The following is a 16374-nucleotide window of genomic DNA, read 5'->3' on the forward strand; positions in this document are numbered from 1 at the left end:
ATGCGCCTGCCAATCGTTCGGTCCGCACTTGCAGTCCTGGCCATCGCCGGGCTGACCGCCTGCACGGGGACACCCGCCCCCGACAACAGCACAAGCACCAGCACCCCAACATCAAGTGCCACTACCAGCGCCACGCCAGCACCGTCGTCGTCCGCTTCCTCCAGCGGCACCCCCACGCAGGTGCCCACGAGCGTCGGACCCAGCGAACCGAACCCCAGCCTTCCCCCGGCAACACCGGGCCAGGGCAACGCCGAACTCTCCATCACCTTCCTGGCTTCCCCCGAGGCCACGCCACAGAATTACACCTTGGTTTGCGCGGGCGGCGTACCGGCGGCTGAAAGCAAGCACCCCACCGCGGCGGCAGCCTGCGAGGCGCTGAAGACTTACCCCACCCTCCTGACTGCACCTGTTCCGGCCGACCAAAACTGCACCATGCAGTTCGGTGGCCCGGAAACTGCCACGGTCACGGGCTCCGTGGACGGCACTGAGGTGAACAGGAAGTTCAGCCGGACTGACGGCTGCCAGATTGCGCAGTGGGATGCTGCAAGCGTCCTCCTTGGTGCCAGCGGTGGAGCAGCCTAGCCCGCAGCACCTCCCGCAGGAGCAATGGCTCGGGCTGGAGGCTGCCCATCATGCCCGGGTGGCACAGTATGCGGACCCCTACCTGGCGCGTCGTTCGGCCGGGCGGAAACACCCCGTGGAGGACTTCCTTTTCACGTATTACACCCAGAAGCCCGGCCAGTTGTTGCGCTGGCATCCCGGCGACGGCGTGATCCTCACGGGCGAGCGCGCCCTGGAACGGGCCGAATGGAAGTTCTACCACCGGCTCGACGACGGCCAGCTCGCCGCCGTCGGACTGGCTCCCGGAACGCCCGCCGTCGCCTTTGACCGCGACGGCTTCGCATGCCAGCGCGCCGAAGCCGTTCGCTTCGCGGGAATCATCCTGCGGGGCACTGCCATGCGCCCGGCCCAGTTCGGCTGCTTCGGGCTGCACGAGTGGGCCATGGTGTACCGGCAGGAGAAGTTCGAGCTCCGGCACGAATACCTGCAGCTGCGGCTCGGCGGCGAAGGCACCGATGCCGTGGTGGAACAGAACCGCATCCGGTGCACGCACTTCGACGCTTTCCGCTTCTACACGCCGGACGCCGTCCCGCTCAACGAGCAGGCTCCCACCCGCGGGAACCAGCGGTTCATGGAGCAGCCCGGTTGCCTGCACGCCAACATGGACCTCTACAAGTGGGCCTACAAGCTCACGCCCGCGCTGCCCAGCGAGCTCGTCATGGATTGCTTCGAGTTGTCATGGCGGATCCGTGCCATGGACATGAAGGCTTCCCCCTACGACCTCGAAGAATGGGGCTACCCGCCCATCAGGATCGAGACACCGCAGGGCAAGGCCGAGTACGTTGAGTACCAGCGGGCTTTCGCGGCCGAATCCCAGGAGCTGCGGACCCGCGTGCTTGAGGCTGTAGGGCCGCTGCTGGACGCGTTGCCCGCCTGAAGCACCCGCCACCACCAGCGAAAGGCAAGCATGGTTTCCACCGAAAAGACCGAGTACGACGTCGACCTGACGGTCACGCTGACAGAGGCACCAGGCGCTGAGCCACGGGAGTTCCGGTTGCGGTCCGTGGACGGCGTCCTGTCACCGGACGAAGGTTCGCTCGATTCGAACCTGCCGGACGCGCACGCGGCGCTTGCCGCCGTCGAGCAATTCGGCGAGGAAATCTTCTTTCCCGTCCCCCGCCCGGACCGGATCTGCACGCAACAGTACGGCGGCCCGCAGACGGCGCTGGTGACGGGCTCATTCCGTGGCCGGCCGGTCAACAGTTCCTTCAGCCGGACCGACGGCTGCGAGATCGCCCGCTGGAAAACCATGGCCCCCTTACTCGGCAATACGGGTGGCGCGTCCGGCGCAACCTAAATCAACGCGGGAAACAGGGCGACGGAGGAACAGTGCCACTGCTGAGGCCGTGGCTCCGCACAGACCCGCATTCACCCAAATCGCCGTGGTGACGCCGCTGAGCACGGACGGAGCGGCGCTGTTCCCGATGGCAAGGAGCTGTGCCGTGAAGATGGCGCTCATGATCGGAATACCCATGGTGATGCCGATCTGCTGGCTCATGGTTGCCAGCCCGGTGGCAAGGCCTTGCTCTGCATCAGGCAGGCCGGAGGTTGCGGTGACCATGAAACCGACAATGACCACGAGGTTGGCCACGCCACCAACGAACGTGGCGACCAGCAGCAGGGCAATCGACGCGGGCTGTGCGCTGAGCAGGACAAGGGCACCGGTGGCGATGGCCTGGACGATGAATCCGTAGACGACAGCCCTCTTGTTGCCGATCCTGCCGATGACCTTGGGACCAAGGACACCACCCAGTACCGTTCCGAGGCCGAGAACTGCGAAGGCCAGGCCTGCACCCAGCGGCGTGTAGCCGAGAACCTGCTGCAGGTACAGCGTGAGCAGAAAAACCAGGGATGTCTCCGTGACGAACGCAAGGATGCCCGCGATGTTTCCCCACGCGACCGTGGAGCGCTTAAGGATCTCCAGCGGAACCAATGGTGACGCTGCCCGGCGTTCAACTGCAACGAAGACCACGAACAGCAGCACGGCTGCTGCCAGCGGACCCAACGTCAGGGGATCGGCCCAGGAATGCTCGGCGGCGTTCGTCAGGCCGAAAACAAGTGCCAGGAGGCCCAGGGTCACCGTGATCGCGCCCGGAACATCGAGTTTGAGCTTCGTGGCCGGTTTGCTCTCGCCAAGGACAATGGGGGCAATGATGAGGACTGCAACAGCCACGGGAACATTGATGAAGAAGGCCCAGCGCCAGCTGAGCAGGTCCGTCAGGAGCCCGCCCAGGATGGCACCGGTAGTGAAGCCCGCGGCCATCAGCGAACCATTCAGCCCCAGGGCCTTGTCACGCAACGGACCCTCCGGGAAGGAAGCAAGGAGCAAGGACAGCGCCGCCGGAACGACGATCGCCGTCGCAATGCCTTGGCCGACGCGGGCGATGAGCAGCAGTACAGGACCCGCAGCCAGGCCACCGGCCAGCGACGCTACACCCAGCAACGCCATACCGATGATGAACATCCTTCGACGGCCTGCAATATCAGCGACGCGGCCAAACAGGAGCGTCAAACCCGCGGCGCACAGCGCGAACGCCGTCGCGATCCACTGCAGGTTCTCGAGGCTGAAGCCGACGTCGGCACCAATCGCCGGCAGGGCAACGTTGAGGATGGAGAAGTCGACTGCGAGCGTAAAGCTCGCCGCGAGCAGCACAATGAGCGCCAGCCGCTGACGCCCGTTCATTCGTTCAGGCGCACGGGCCGGCGCCTGGGCTTCCTCGCTCAAGGGCGGAACGCCGGGTTCCGTGCTGACATCCGGTTGAGTTGTCATGGAGAGTTCCTTCTCTGGGAGTTACAGCCGCCCGCGGGCGGCATCTTCACAACTCCACGTTCATCCAAGCCGACGGAATCAACCACACCCCCTTCTGCCTACCCCTGGCAGTGACAGGACACGACTGCACAAGACCGGCAGAATGGGGCCCATGAGTAATCCGAGTGAACTTGGGGAGTTCCTTCGCGTCCGAAGAGCTGCCTTACAACCAGAGGACGTTGGCCTGCTGAACTACGGCATTCGCCGTGTTCCAGGACTGCGCAGGGAAGAGCTGGCCATGCTGGCCGGCGTCAGCAACACCTACTACACGCGGCTGGAGCAAGGACTCAGCAACAACGCCTCCGAGGCCGTGATCGACGCCATTGCCCGGGCGCTGAACCTGAATACCGATGAGCGCGCACACCTCTTCAACCTGGCGCGGCCGGGAACAACCAAGAGGCGGACCCTGTCCAAACCGGACAAGGTCAGGCCAGGCACGCTCCGGCTCATCCAGTCGATGGCGACCACGCCCGCCGTCGTCCTTGGACGCCGCAGCGAGGTCCTGGCTTGGAACCACATCGGCCACAGGCTCGTTGCCGGCCATCTTGAATTCACTTCCCCGGACACGCCTTCCACGCGGCCCAACATGACGCGGCTGCTGTTCCTGGACCAGCACACCCGCGAGCTCTACACCCGTTGGCAGGAGGAGGCCACCCGGGCCGTGTCGTCGCTTCGAATGGTGGCAGGGCAGGCAACCGACGATCCGGAGCTTGCTTCGTTGGTAGGGGAACTGACCTTGAAAAGCCCAGAGTTTGCCAGTCTTTGGGCGCGGCACCCCGTGAAGAACTGCATGTCCGGCCTGAAATACATGCACCACCCGGAAGTGGGCGATATTGAACTCAACTTTGAAGTCCTGACCCCGCCCGATGAATCCGGCCACCGCATCCTCATGTACACCGCGGATCCGGGCACGGCTGCCGCAGAGTCCCTCCAACTGCTGACATCCTGCGACGCCGTCAAGGCAGGTGGAGCCAAGCGCATCCCCTCCAGGTGATGTCAACGATCATCTGTCCCGGAACCGGCAGACGCCTGAACACAGCAGTGGCCGATGGGATTTCCCACCGGCCACTGCTGTTCGTCAGGAGTCCGGAGTTAGCCGGCGTTGTTCTCCTGGGTCTGTTCGTCACCACGGATCTTGCCGCGGTTCTTCTTGTCCTTCTTCGGATCCTCGTTGTCCGGAACAACAGCGGTTCCGCCCGGGCTCACCACCACCGTGACGAAGCTCGGCTCACTGGTTCCCGCAAAGGTCAGCCTGCCGATGTACGAGCCCGGCGCCAGGTTCTTCCAATTCAGGGAGATGGTGCCCTTCTTGCCGTTGGCCAGCTTGATGGGATTCGGCGTCACCGAGGCGTTGCCTTCGTTGGCCCCCAGGACCGCGGCGTCAACGGAGGCCTTGGTGGGCTGGTTGTTGGGGCTCGCGTAGAGGTTGGCGAAGATGTAGTAATCGCCGGGGGCCGGGTTCGGCACCGACAGCGACTCGCTGGCCGAGGCCGTAGCGGCCGGCAATTGCTGGCCGGACGGCGTGAGGACCAGCATGTCGAAGTCCGCAGCCTGGTCGGAGGAAATCACCGAGAACTTGGCCAGGGCACTGCCCGCACCCACGGTCACCTTCTTCACGAAGTTCGAGGCGTTGGTTTCACCGGCGAACGGACCCGGAACCAGTTCAATGGCCGAGGAGTCGGCCTTGGACAGCCCATCAACGGTGACACCCACCGGCAGGTTGGTGCCGGAGGTGATGTTGATGGTTCCGGAGCCGTTGCGGCCGGTTCCCGTGAAGGTCAGGGCCTTGTCCGCGATCACGGATTGCGGACGGACGGCGATCGGAGAGGTTACCGTCTTGTTGGCGCCCTGCCAGCTCAGCGAACCCATGGCGAACTTGCCCAGTGCGGCGTTCTTGTTCTCGAACTGCACCTTGAAGGTCCGCTTCTCGCCTGCCCGGCTGAAGTTGAGCACGGACGGGGTGACCTTGACGTCCACACCGGGAACGTTGACCGAAGCCCGGTAGAGACCCGGAGTCAGCGCGGTCACCGTGCGGGTGACCTCGATCTTGCCTGCGAGGTTGCCCAGCGCGAATGACGGCACATTGACGTCGCGGGCGGCCGTGGTGCCGAGGCCCGGGATGCCCAGGTCCATGCCGGTGCCCTGGACGAACTTGAGGTAGTCCTCGGTGGTGTTGTCGTACACCAGGCCCGGAGACAGAACCTTGGCGGGATCAACTTGGCCGGCGCCGGTGGCGAAGACGTCCGTGTTCGGGGCGCCATTGGCGAGCTTCACCTGGCCGGCCGTGGTCATCATGGCCGACTTCACCGTGGCGGGCGACCATGTGGGGTTCTTGGACAGGATCAGAGCGCCGAAACCTGCCACGTGCGGGGAGGCCATGGACGTGCCGGAAAGGAAGCCGAAGTTGTCGCCGCCGGTTCCGATCGGGGAAACACCCGCAAGGATGGCAACGCCGGGGGCGGAAACGTCCGGCTTCAGGAGGTCGGAGTCGGTGGCGAGCAGCGGGCCGCGGGAAGAGAATCCGGCGATCTGCGGCTGGGCTTCGAGCGGCAGGCCGGTGGTGTCGCGGTTGCGCAGGGAGACGGTGATGGCCGGGTTGGCCGTGACCTTGTCCTTGATGGCCTGCGTAGCCGGCGGGTTCACGTGGACGGTGGGAATGACGTGCTTGTCCGTGTCCAGCGAGGAGTCGGTCAGGTTCACCAGGATCATGCCGACGCCACCGGCGCGCTGTACTTCGGCGCTCTTGGCGGTGCGGTCCACAACGCCGCGGTCACAAACAACCACCTTGCCGGTCACCTTGGCAGGATCAAGCGAATCCGGAGCGCAGAGGGCTGCGTTGCCGTTGCCGCTTGCGGCATTGGTGGAAAGCACGACGCCGGCCCCGCTCACCTCTTTGTTCATGATGCTCGCTCCGCGGAACTTGCTGCCATCGGAGAATTCGACGGTTCCCTGCAGTTCCTGGGAGAACGACGTAGCGGCAACAGTGGTCAGCCACGGAGCTCCGTGGTTTACGGTGCTCGGGGTTGGGCCGGAGTTGCCGGCGGAGGTTGCCACGAAGATGCCGGCTGAAGCCGCGGACAGGAAGGCCAGGGAAACCGGGTCCGTGGTGGAGGTGGTGGAACCGGAGATGGAGTAGTTCAGCACATCCACACCGTCCAGGATGGCCTGCTCGATCGCGTCAATGGACGCCGATCCATAGCAGCCGCCGGTAGCGGGATCCGTGTCTTCCCAGCAGACCTTGTAGATGGAGAGCTTCGCGGCCGGTGCAATGCCGCTGGTGGTACCGAAGCTGCGGCCGTCCACGGTTGCTTCCACGTTGGCGTTGCCCGCCGCGGTGCTTGCGGTGTGGGTTCCGTGGCTGTCGACGTCCACGGGCGAGATGACTTCTTCGGGGGCTCGGTTTTCCGGCGGAACGGTTTCAAGGAAGGCGTCCGCGAAGTAGTGGGTGCTGAGGACCTTGGAGTTGCAGGCGGTGCCGTCGTAATCGGCGCCGGTTCCTGTTCCTGCCTGGCATTCGCCCACGAAGGTGTCGCCATCGGCTTTCAGCATGGCGATCTTGCCGTCACCCGTGCGGTAGGGAACGCCTACTTGCGGGTTGCCCACCAGTGGGCCCACTGGTTCACCGGCGAAGAACGGGTTGGACGGGGTGTAGCCGGTGTCGATCACGCCAACAACGGTGCCCTTGCCGGCGTTGTCGATGCCGCCGTACTGGGTGTTCCACGTGCCGTTGGCTCCACTGAGCTTCAGGAAGTCGGTAGTTGAGTAGTCCGGGGCGTTCTGCGTGTCCGGGGAGACCAGCAGCACTTTCGGGTCCTTCGCCAGGTTGATGGCCTGGTCCGCCGTGAGGTTGGCGCTGAAGCCGTTCACAGCGGTGGTGAATTCACGCTGGATGGTGACGTTTTCCTGCTGCGCCACTTCCTTTTGCTTCTGCTGAAGGTGCGATTGGTACTGCTTGACCGGGGCGCTGTCCGCGTCAAGCTTCTTGCCCTCCTCCGGCTTGGTTGGCGCAAGCCCTGCAGTGCCGCCGTCGTAAGTGGCTGCCGGCTTCTCTGCCAGGACCACCATGTAGCGGCCGTCCTTGTAAGCGTTGGGGTCAAGGTTCTTCTTGGCCACCGACGCAACATTCCCTGGCGCGTTCTCCGTTGATGGAGCGGCCTGGGCCGGCAACGCCACCGAAGAGAGCAGCAACGGAACGCCCACGGCCAAGGCCGCTGCCTTCCGAAGCCCCCCGCTTCTGACGAAGCTCATTCCTTGTGATTTCACGAGTGACTGCACCTTTCACTGGGGAGGACCCGGCGCCTTCGCCCGGACCTGTCAACTGGAGATGGTTGCTTTTTTGACAGGTCCTGTCAAAACGACGCAACCAACCGAGTCACAGAGTACATAGCGACGGGGAATTATGACATACAGCACATTTCGGGAAATTTGTCTTGTCACACGCCGCGCGGCAAGCCATGTGACGAACTAAGAACCGCAGCGTGAGGGGAGGCCGCCCGTTCAGATACCGACGACCTCCCCGCAAAGCGGGTTCAGCCCTTCGGCGTCACTTGCAGCCGATCAAAGGAGACCTGCTTGCCGTCCTTGTCCAGCACCACCACATCATCCCGGCCATTCTTCACATCGGAAGGAAGAATGAATTCCACGGTGTTATCCGTTGTTGGGAAAATCCAACCCAGGCGGTAGCTGTTCTTATTGAGATATACGTAGTACCACTGCCCGTACTCCAGCCCTTTCAAAACCACCTTCTGGCCGTTGCGGTACTTGAACTCCGTACCGAGGTCGAAAGGCGGGGTCTGGCCATCAAAGTCCTGGACGGTCAGTCGCGGTTCAAGCGACGGCTGCGCGGGCTGCACCTTCAAAACCAGTGCATCACCTTCCGCCGCCGCAACAACCTCCTTGGCACCGTTTCGCGCCGTCACTTCGAAGGACAGAGCGGGCAAGGACCCCGCAGCCACGTCAGCAGCCGTCAGCACATGCTCACGCGTGGCAGTCACGCTGTCTCCGGCAGACAGGGAAGCAAGCGAAATCCCGGCCACGGGAGCTTCCACCCCGGCCACTGCCACGTTCCCGGCATTGCCCACCGTGTACGTGTACGTCACGGGGTCGCCCGCACTGGCAAAGCGGTCGCCGTTCGCGTCCGTCCACTCAGCAGCGACGGTTGCCGACAACGCAGCGTCGCGGACCTTCAGATCCACCTCGCCACCGCTGATCTGGTAGGTCTTGGTGGACTGACCGGCAGCGCTGACCTCCCACGAAGTGACTGGAACAAAGAAGCCCTGCTCAGCCTCGGCCGCTGTCACGGTGTGGCGAGGAGTAGCGCACTGGTAGCTCTGCCCGGCAGCCAACGACGAGTACCGGCAGTTGCCCGCACCGTCGGGCAGGAACGGACTGAAATTGCCGGCCGTGGGTACTACCTTCGCCGCGAGCACACTCGTGTTCTTCACCGTGAACGTGTACGGGACCAGGTCACCGGCAGCGTAGGGCTGGGTCGCCAGGTCACGCCCGACGTCGGCACGCGCCCCGCTGATGTCGGCCGCCAGCAGCCCGTCGCGCAAGGCCACCGCAGCGCCGGTAAACGGCACGGTTTTGGTGAGTGACGGCGTCGTGCTTGACGTGATGCTGAAGCTGGCTTCGGGCACGAAGTAGCCCCTCTGGATGTCGGCCGCAGTCATGACGTGCTTGGCCGTGGTGCAGGTGTAACTGGCTCCTGCGGCGAGGTTGTTGTACCGGCAGTTGGGAGCCGAAGGCGGCAGGAACCCGGAGTCGAAAGTCCCGGACACGGGCACCGCGTTGGCGGTGACGTTGGCCGTGCTCTTGACGTTCAACGTGTAGCTCAACGTCTCGCCCACTTGGTACGGGCTGGCGACGACGTCCCGGGCCGGCGCCGAACCGGTGATCGCGAGTCCCACCTGCGGTGCCACAGGCACCGTGGCGGTGAAGGTGTACTGCGAAACCCGGCCATCCGCCGTCGTGAAGGCCGCGTTCAAGTTCTGCGGTCCACTGGCGTTGGCAGGCGCGGTGAGGGCGACATTAACGGTCACCGAGGCTCCTGGAGCAACCGCGGGCACGGGCACCGTGGTGGCGGACCATCCCGACGGCGTGTAAACCGTTGCGCTCGCCCCGGACAGGACCTCCGCTTCCTGGTTGGTCACAGTCACGGGAACCTGCTGCGTGGTGCCCGGAGCAGTGGTGACCGCGGGAACGGAGAGCGGAGCGCAGGCGTAGTTCAACCACGCGTCATCGAACGTGGCGAACGGCATACTGTCGGTGTAGTTGCCCTCGTAGAGCACGCCGAACTTTCCGTCCGCCAGGCGGCTCACCGTGGAGTAGGCCGAGAAACCCGAACGGATGGTGCGCACGCCAGGCCACGTGGCGCCGTCGTCGCAGGACACCCGGGCGGAAACGTTCTCGCGTCCGGTCTTGGAGTTGGCGTTGGTGAAGATGAGCTTCTTCGCGTCGGCCGAACCCTGGGCGGCGTTGGGGAACATCCGCGAGATGGCGCCGTTGTTGGCGGGGTCCGGCAGCTCAGTGTCCTGGGTGACGGGACCGTACGTGGCGCCGCCATCCGTTGAGATGGCCACCTTGCGGTAGCCCTGGTTGGCGTTGTCGCGGGAGTTCAGCAGGACGCGTCCGTCGGAGAGCTCAACGGTCTTGTTTTCGTCCATCCGGTCGCCCACGTTGGCGCCTTTGTGCCAGGTTGCCCCGTGATCGTCGGAGTAGACGCTGTAGGCCTGGATCTTGTTGGTCCCGTCGGCCTGGCGCACATCGCCCGCGTATTGCTGGATGAGCCTGCCCTTGTGCTGCCCGTACTTGAGCTGGATGCCCGCGCCGGAGGACGCGAAGTTGGAGCGGACATCCCCGGCCACGGGGCTGGTCTTGCTGGTGCCGGGCTTGGTGACGTTGGTAATCAGCCGCGGCTGGCCCCAAGTGACGCCACCGTCAGAGGACTCGATGACGGCGGAGGAAATGACGTTCCTGTCAGCGTCGTCGTTGCCGAACTGGCTGCCGCCGAAGCCCTGGTCCTTCGAATAGACAAAGAAGGCGAAGACTTTGTTGGCCTCGGCGTCGTAGATGTAGGAAGGGTCGCTGTAGCCGTACTTCGGGCCGCTCGCATCGCCAACGTGTCCGGCGGCAATGACCTGAACCGGGCCCCACGTTTTGCCGCCATCGGTGCTGCGGCGCTGCACGATCGAGTTGGGGTTGGGGGCGTCCGCTGCCGACCCCGGCCGGCCGTCCCACGCAGCGAGGACCACGTTATTGGCCAGGTACGTGAGGGCGGGGATCCGGTAGAAGAAGTTGGCCGTGGTGCGGTCGGCAGCGAGGTTGGTTTCGCTGAAACTTCCGGGGGCCAGCGTGGGGTCGTTGGCAGGAATGGGGGCGGCATTGGCAGGCAAGCCCAAGCCAGCCACCAGGCTGACGGCCAAGGCACAGCCCACGGCACCTACGGAGGATAAACGGGCGAACGAGAGTGCGGGGGATCTCAAATCCAGTGTCCTTTCGAAACGGCGGGATCGATCCAACATGACCATTGGTGTTACGTGCCACGTCGAACGTCCTACAACCATAGAGTGTTGGTCGTCACATTGCCAGAGATGAACCGGTGGAATGCGTCCGTCTGCCTGCAGGCACTAACGTCGAACACATACCGGCAAACCCTCAGTAATGGAGCTGCGCAGTGAAAATCCTCGTCCCCCACACCATCGCCCTGGACCTGAGCGCATCAGGGGAAACGGTCGCCACGTACCAGGTCGACCAGCCGATTCCTGACGAGCACACGGACGCCGAAGTCCTGGTGGTCTGGCAGAACACCGCAGACAACCTGCGCGACGCAGCGCAGCGACTCGGAAACCTCAAGCTCGTCCAAACACTCGCCGCGGGCCCGGACTCCGTCCTCGCCGCAGGCTTCGCAGAGAACGTGGCCATTACCTCCGGGCGCTCACTCCACGACGGCCCCGTGGCCGAACACGCCCTGGCCTTGGTCCTGGCTGCGGTCCGGCGCCTGGACGTGCTGGTCGAGTCGCAAAAAGCCGCCACCTGGAACCGCGATTACAACGTGGCCCAGTCGTCGCCGGATACCGAGCAGCTCTACACGCTCGACGGCGCCAAGGTCACCATTTGGGGGTTCGGCTCCATCGCCGGCCGGCTCGCTCCCCTGCTGGCCGCGTTGGGTGCCAAGGTCACGGGCGTCGCGAATTCCGTCGGCGAGCGGTATGGGTTCCCGGTGGTCGCCACCTCCGAACTCCCCGAGGTACTGAAGACCACGGACGTGCTGGTCTCCATCCTGCCGGCGACTCCGGAAACCGAAAGCTCACTCAACGCCGAGGTGCTCAATGCCCTTCCGAGGACGGCAGTGTTCGTCAACGTGGGCCGCGGCGCCACCGTGGACGAGGATGCCCTGCTGACGGCACTGCGTAACGGCAGCCTGCGCGCGGCGGCGCTGGACGTCACCAAGGTTGAGCCACTCCCGGCCGACTCGGACCTCTGGTCAGCACCCAACCTGATCATCACGCCCCACGTCGCCGGCAACCGCCCCAAGGGCTCATCGGCATTGGTCCTGTCCAACCTTGCAGCCCTCAAGGAAGGCCGGGAACTGACCAACCTGGTAGCCGGCTAGGCACGCGAAAAAGCGGGCACGTCCGTCAAGGACGTGCCCGCTTTTCGCGAGTGGGTATCAGGCGTGCTCGTACGTGAGGCAGTCAGCGGAATCGGCGCCGGGGCCAACCTTCACATCGTGGGCTTCGCACATCAAGTTGTTGTTGTGGACGCACTCCGAACGCTGGCAGGCACCAACATGCGCAAGGACCTTGGGCAGTCCACCCATGGTGGTGGTGTCGATGAACGTGGCGCAGGATGCGTGGTCCTGGGTGCCGCCGATGGTGATTCCAAAGGCAGTGCAACCGTTGTGGTTGAACCCGCACGTTCCGACGCTGCAGGCGGATACTTCGGCAACATGTTCGGTCATTGTTCCTCCTGGTGTGGGCCAAGGGGCTGAACCCCGGGTGTACTACCCAAACTACGCCTGATTCCGGGGGTTTAACCCGTTTGATTAGCGCATTTGTACGTTCCCTAATCCGTTCATTTGCCTGGAGCCCGCAGGAATTGGCCAGGGGTCCTGACCGCGCGGCTGATCTTCTCCAGCGTTTCCTTGTCCAGCGGACCCGTGGACCGGTTTTCGCGGGCAGCCCTGTCCGCCTTGATTTTCTGGACGACCATGCGCCCCAGCCCGGCGAAAACAGCTACGGCCATCACGCCCAGCACCATCGACTTCGGTTTCTCAGCCATGCCGCAATCCTAGTGACGCCACGCACCTGCTGCCAGACCGCCGTCGGGCCCTGATCGCAGGGAATTTCCCCCGAATCGGCGGGGGCTCCTCGCACAAACGCGCTGAATAGGGTATGTGCGCTCCTCCCGGTAGGATAGACGTGCAAGCTCGCGGAGCGCCCCCACACCGTTTCAGGACACCGTTTTCGGGACATAGTTCGAACGCGGCTGAACGGCGTGAGACGGCATCCTCCGCGGCAGCCTTATTTAAAGGTTCACCCAACTCACGCACAGGAGTTACCGGATGCCCCGGATCGTCGTTGACGTCATGCCCAAGCCCGAGATTCTGGACCCCCAGGGGAAGGCCATCGTGGGTGCACTGCCCCGCCTCGGCTTCAACAGCTTCAGCGCAGTCCGCCAGGGCAAGCGCTTCGAACTGACGGTCGACGGCGAGGTGACCGACGCAATCCTGGCACAGGCACGTGAGGCTGCTGAGACGCTGCTCTCCAACCCGGTGATCGAGGATGTTGTCAACGTCGAGGTCGTCGAGGCCTGAGATGACGTCACTCCCCCTGATTGGCGAGGCTGTGGCCGTCGCCGCAGAGCCCCGCTTGGCCGGCGCCAAGATCGGCGTCGTTACCTTCCCCGGCACCCTGGACGACCGCGACGCCGCCCGCGCGGTACGGCTTGCAGGCGCCACGGCGGTTCCGCTCTGGCACGCGGACACCGAACTCGGCGACGTTGACGCCGTGGTGGTCCCCGGCGGTTTCTCCTACGGCGACTACCTCCGTGCAGGCGCCATTTCCCGCTTCGCGCCACTGATGTCCAAGATCATCGACGCCGCGAACTCCGACGCCAAGCTGCCCGTCCTGGGCATCTGCAACGGTTTCCAGATCCTGACCGAGTCGCACCTGTTGCCCGGTTCCATGATCAAGAACGACCACCTGAAGTTCATCTGCCGCGACCAGGTGCTGCGCGTGGAGAACGCCAACACTGCGTGGACCGTGGACTACCAGGACGGCCAGGAAATCACTGTGCCCCTGAAGAACCAGGACGGCCAGTACATTGCCGACGAGAAGACCCTCGATGCCCTGGAGGCCGAGGGCCGCGTGGTGTTCCGCTACGTGGGCTTCAACCCGAACGGCTCCCGCCGCGACATCGCCGGCATCTCCAACGCCGCCGGCAACGTGGTGGGCCTCATGCCGCACCCCGAGCACGCCGTTGAGGCAGGCTTCGGCCCGTCAACCAACGACGGCACCGATGGCCTCGGTTTCTTCACCTCCGTTTTGACCAAGATTGTGGGAGGCGACAAGTGACCACGGAAACCACCAAGAAGTTCAACATCGATACCGTTGAGCACGCCGCCAAGACCCCGGACACGGAACTTCCGTGGGCCGAGCTGGGCCTGAAGCAGAACGAATTCGACGAGATCGTCAAGGTCCTGGGCCGGCGCCCCACCGGCGCCGAGCTGGCCATGTACTCCGTGATGTGGAGCGAGCACTGCTCCTACAAGTCCTCCAAGAACCACCTGCGCCAGTTCGGCGACAAGGTCACCGAGGAGATGAAGAAGGACATGCTGGTGGGCATCGGCGAGAACGCCGGCGTCACCAACCTGGGCGACGGCTGGGCCGTGACGTTCAAGATCGAGTCCCACAACTCGCCGTCGTTCGTTGAGCCGTACCAGGGTGCCGCTACCGGCATCGGCGGCATCGTCCGCGACATCATCTCCATGGGCGCCCGCCCGGTTGCCGTGATGGACCCGCTGCGCTTCGGCGCGATCGACCACCCTGACACCGCCCGCGTCATGCACGGCGCCGTTGCCGGCATCGGCGGCTACGGCAACTGCCTTGGCCTGCCGAACATCGGCGGCGAAATGGTCTTCGACTCCGTCTACCAGGGCAACCCGCTGGTAAACGCACTGGCCGTTGGCGTCATGCGCCACGAGGACATCCGCCTGGCCAACGCTTCCGGCAAGGGCAACAAGGTTGTCCTGTTCGGTGCCCGCACGGGTGGCGACGGCATCGGCGGCGCTTCGGTGCTGGCCTCGGAGTCCTTCGACGACACCAAGCCTTCCAAGCGCCCCGCCGTACAGGTGGGCGACCCCTTCGCCGAGAAGGTGCTCATCGAGTGCTGCCTCGAGCTCTTCAAGGGCTCCCTGGTTGAAGGCATCCAGGACCTCGGCGCCGCAGGCATCTCCTGTGCAACGTCCGAGCTCGCTTCCAACGGCGACGGCGGCATGCAGGTTGAGCTGACCTCGGTGCTGCTGCGCGACCCCACGCTGACCCCGGGCGAGATCCTCATGTCCGAGTCGCAGGAACGCATGATGGCAATCGTCACCCCGGAGAACGTGGAAGCGTTCGAGGCTGTGATGGACAAGTGGGCCGTGGAGTACTCGTGGCTGGGTGAAGTGACCGATACCGGTCGACTCATCATCACCTGGGAAGGCGAGGTAATCGTCGACGTCGATCCCCGCACCGTCGCGCACGACGGCCCGGTCTACGACCGCCCGTACGCCCGCCCGGAGTGGCAGGATTCCGTCCAGGCCAACTCCTTCACCGGTTCCGTGGAAGATGCAGGCCGCCCGTCGGCCCCGTCCGAACTGGCTGCAGCCGTGACCGAGCTGGTTGCTTCCCCGAACATGTGCAGCAAGTCCTGGATCACCAAGCAGTACGACCGCTACGTTGGCGGCAACACTGCCATGGCCTTCCCGGACGACGCCGGCGTGGTCCGCGTTGACGAAGAGACCGGCCTGGGCGTTGCCCTGGCCACCGACGCCAACGGCCGCTACACCTACCTGGACCCGTACCAGGGTGCACAGCTCGCGCTGGCCGAGGCCTACCGCAACGTCGCCACCTCCGGCGCCGTTCCCATGGCCGTCAGCGACTGCCTGAACTTCGGTTCCCCCGAGGACCCGGATGTCATGTGGCAGCTCGCCGAGGCCATCCGCGGCTTGTCTGACGCCTGCATGGAACTGGGCGTTCCTGTGACCGGCGGCAACGTGTCCCTGTACAACCAGACCGGCACCACGCCCATCCACCCCTCCCCCGTGGTGGCAGTCCTGGGCAAGCTCGACGACGTCGCCCGCCGCACGCCGTCGGGCTGGCGCGAGGACGGGCAGGCAATCTACCTGCTCGGCACTACCGCAGCTGAACTGGATGGCTCCGAGTGGTCCAACCTGCGCGGACACCTCGGTGGACAGCCGCCGAAGGTGGACCTGGCAGCAGAGCGCGAACTTGGTGAGATCCTCATCAACGCTTCCCGCGATGGCATGGTTGACGCCGCGCACGACCTCTCCGAAGGTGGCCTCGCGGCTGCGCTCGTGGAGTCCTCGCTGCGCTACGGCGTAGGTGCCCGCATTGCCCTCGAGGAACTCATGGAACGCGACGGCGTGGACCTGTTCACGGCCCTGTTCTCCGAGTCCCAGGCCCGTGCGATTGTTTCCGTGCCGCGCTCCGAGGAAGTCCGCTTCAAGGACATGTGCACGGCCCGCGGCTTCGCCCACCTCCGGATCGGCGTTGTTGACGCCGCCGGCGGAAAGCTGGAGATCAACGGCGTTGACAAACTCTCGCTGGACGCCCTCCGCGAAGCACACGAAGGCACGCTGCCGAAGTACTTTGGCTAGTAGCGGCTAACGTCGCAAGGCCCCGGCACTCGCAGAGTGCCGGGGCCTTGCGCGTTCCGGG

At 64.7% G+C, this 16374-nt stretch carries 13 protein-coding genes; 8 read left to right on the plus strand and 5 right to left on the minus strand.

Features of this window, described 5'->3' with window-relative positions; all coding sequences use genetic code 11:
• The 3 genes from ACIPY3_RS17685 to ACIPY3_RS17695 are packed head-to-tail and all read left to right on the plus strand — an operon-like array spanning position 1 to position 1918.
• Positions 1–582, plus strand: coding sequence for a serine protease inhibitor (locus tag ACIPY3_RS17685; protein WP_400336254.1), 582 nt, complete (start codon positions 1–3; stop codon positions 580–582).
• The gene (locus ACIPY3_RS17690; RefSeq protein WP_400336255.1) at positions 539–1498 is read left to right on the plus strand and encodes a 3-methyladenine DNA glycosylase; all 960 of its coding nucleotides are present in this window, start codon (positions 539–541) and stop codon (positions 1496–1498) included. Before ACIPY3_RS17685 ends, ACIPY3_RS17690 begins: the two co-directional genes overlap by 44 nt.
• Positions 1499–1528: 30 nt before the next feature.
• Complete coding sequence (locus tag ACIPY3_RS17695) at positions 1529–1918, plus strand: serine protease inhibitor (RefSeq protein WP_400336257.1); 390 nt, start codon at positions 1529–1531, stop codon at positions 1916–1918.
• Here ACIPY3_RS17695 and ACIPY3_RS17700 read toward each other — a convergent pair.
• A complete protein-coding gene (locus ACIPY3_RS17700) occupies positions 1880–3304 on the minus strand; it encodes an MFS transporter (protein WP_400336297.1) in 1425 nt (474 codons plus the stop codon). The two genes, ACIPY3_RS17695 and ACIPY3_RS17700, sit on opposite strands and share 39 nt — an antisense overlap.
• A gap of 238 nt (positions 3305–3542) precedes the next feature.
• Between ACIPY3_RS17700 and ACIPY3_RS17705 the strand changes: the two genes are divergently transcribed.
• Entirely contained in the window at positions 3543–4424 is an 882-nt protein-coding gene (locus ACIPY3_RS17705; RefSeq protein WP_400336258.1) for a helix-turn-helix transcriptional regulator, read from the plus strand.
• A 98-nt stretch (positions 4425–4522) separates the two neighbouring features.
• Here the strand turns inward: ACIPY3_RS17705 and ACIPY3_RS17710 are convergent, their stop codons facing one another.
• Both ACIPY3_RS17710 and ACIPY3_RS17715 read right to left on the minus strand, forming a co-directional pair.
• Positions 4523–7678, minus strand: a complete 3156-nt coding sequence (locus ACIPY3_RS17710; protein ID WP_400336260.1) for a S8 family serine peptidase — start codon at positions 7676–7678, stop codon at positions 4523–4525.
• A gap of 281 nt (positions 7679–7959) precedes the next feature.
• On the minus strand, positions 7960–10953 hold the full coding sequence (locus ACIPY3_RS17715) for an exo-alpha-sialidase (protein ID WP_400336261.1): 2994 nt from the start codon (positions 10951–10953) through the stop codon (positions 7960–7962).
• A gap of 152 nt (positions 10954–11105) precedes the next feature.
• Between ACIPY3_RS17715 and ACIPY3_RS17720 the strand changes: the two genes are divergently transcribed.
• Complete coding sequence (locus tag ACIPY3_RS17720; RefSeq protein WP_400336263.1) at positions 11106–12044, plus strand: NAD(P)-dependent oxidoreductase; 939 nt, start codon at positions 11106–11108, stop codon at positions 12042–12044.
• 57 nt (positions 12045–12101) lie between these two features.
• On the opposite strand, the gene ACIPY3_RS17725 is transcribed toward ACIPY3_RS17720, so the two are convergent.
• Both ACIPY3_RS17725 and ACIPY3_RS17730 read right to left on the minus strand, forming a co-directional pair.
• On the minus strand, positions 12102–12392 hold the full coding sequence (locus ACIPY3_RS17725; protein ID WP_400270962.1) for a DUF1540 domain-containing protein: 291 nt from the start codon (positions 12390–12392) through the stop codon (positions 12102–12104).
• Between the two features lie 113 nt (positions 12393–12505).
• Positions 12506–12712: a hypothetical protein gene (locus ACIPY3_RS17730; RefSeq protein WP_400336265.1), complete on the minus strand. Its 207-nt coding sequence runs from the start codon at positions 12710–12712 to the stop codon at positions 12506–12508.
• A 283-nt stretch (positions 12713–12995) separates the two neighbouring features.
• Between ACIPY3_RS17730 and purS the strand changes: the two genes are divergently transcribed.
• The 3 genes from purS to purL are packed head-to-tail and all read left to right on the plus strand — an operon-like array spanning position 12996 to position 16313.
• Positions 12996–13247, plus strand: coding sequence for a phosphoribosylformylglycinamidine synthase subunit PurS (purS, locus tag ACIPY3_RS17735; protein ID WP_011773385.1), 252 nt, complete (start codon positions 12996–12998; stop codon positions 13245–13247).
• Position 13248: 1 nt separating this feature from the next.
• Entirely contained in the window at positions 13249–14007 is a 759-nt protein-coding gene (gene purQ / locus ACIPY3_RS17740) for a phosphoribosylformylglycinamidine synthase subunit PurQ (RefSeq protein ID WP_397326441.1), read from the plus strand.
• Positions 14004–16313 carry a phosphoribosylformylglycinamidine synthase subunit PurL gene (purL, locus tag ACIPY3_RS17745; RefSeq protein WP_400336266.1) on the plus strand — a complete coding sequence of 770 codons (2310 nt, stop codon included), beginning with the start codon at positions 14004–14006 and terminating at the stop codon, positions 16311–16313. Before purQ ends, purL begins: the two co-directional genes overlap by 4 nt.
• Positions 16314–16374 lie beyond the last annotated feature (61 nt).

This window comes from Paenarthrobacter sp. NPDC089714, from assembly GCF_044748905.1.
Lineage (GTDB): Bacteria > Actinomycetota > Actinomycetes > Actinomycetales > Micrococcaceae > Arthrobacter.